Here is a 1086-nt window from a genome sequence, read left to right as displayed (position 1 = left end):
TGTACTCGGCTAAGACGTTGTTGACAGTCGGCTGATCGGAGGGTGGCCTCCGAGTGCTGAGTGGCGTCGTTGATTGTTGTAGTGCTCAAGCCATGGAGCAAGTGCTGCACTGCGGGCATCGTTGGTGGTGAAGACCTGGCGGTAGGCCCATTCGGTTTGCAGTGTGCGGTTGAAGCGTTCGACTTTCCCGTTCTGCCAAGGGCAATGGGGACGGATGAACTTGTGCGTGGCATTCAACGAGGCGATGACCTCAGCGACGGCAACTGATCGCCGGTAACTGAAGTGGTTGTCGGTGATGACCCGCTCGATGCTGGTGACACCGCAGGCGGCGAAGTGGGCAGCAGCTCGTCTGAGAAACGCCGCGCAGGTGGGCCCTTTCTCATCGGGCAAGATCTCGGAGTAGGCGAGCCGGGAATGGTCATCCACGGCGGAGTGCACGTAGTCAAAGCCGGTTCCGGCGACCTTGTGTGCGTAGGTGTCGCCGGCGGCTCGACCCTTGGCCTTCCATCCACCACCGTCCGGGATGCGACCAATCTTCTTGACGTCCATATGGATTAACTCACCGGGGCGTGCTCGTTCATAGCGGACCGCGGTGGTTTTCGAGGCCCGTATTGGTGCGCCGGTGAGCGGATCGCAGTCACGCAGATACGGCACCTGGTGGCGTCGCAGGATCGTACTGACGGTACGTGGCGACACTCCAAGCTCGGCCCCGATCCAGTCTTGGCCGCGGCGCTCACGAAGCCGCAATGTGATCACCGCGTCTTCAACAGCCGGCGCGGTCCGGCGCGGGCATCGTCGCGGCCGTGACGATCGATCTGCTAGACCCGCCGATCCGAGCTCGCGGAAACGACGGACCCATCGGTGCGCGCACTGCCGTGAAACGCCCAGCTCAGCCGCAACATGAGCGACCGGGCGTCGACCGCCAACGACCCGATCAACCAACAAAGCGCGGCCGTAAACGGTCAATCGAGCATTAGCGTGGGACACGAGGACCTCCGTGGGGTCGTGAAGACGTCAGATATCTCCACTAAGCCCGGAGGTCCTCCCCACAATCAACAACCGTCACCAACGTGTCTGCCGAGTACA

Annotated in this window: 1 protein-coding gene; it reads right to left on the bottom strand. The window is 62.1% G+C overall.

Translation table 11 applies throughout. The features are described from left to right. Window positions 1-9: 9 nt before the first annotated feature. Complete coding sequence (locus tag ACYQ8K_RS30105) at window positions 10-987, bottom strand: IS481 family transposase (RefSeq protein ID WP_459975027.1); 978 nt, start codon at window positions 985-987, stop codon at window positions 10-12. Window positions 988-1086: the final 99 nt, after the last annotated feature.

Source organism: Mycobacterium sp. MUNTM1, from assembly GCF_054660795.1.
The sequence above is the reverse complement of the archived record's forward strand: the minus strand, read 5'-3'. Positions and strand labels throughout refer to the sequence as shown.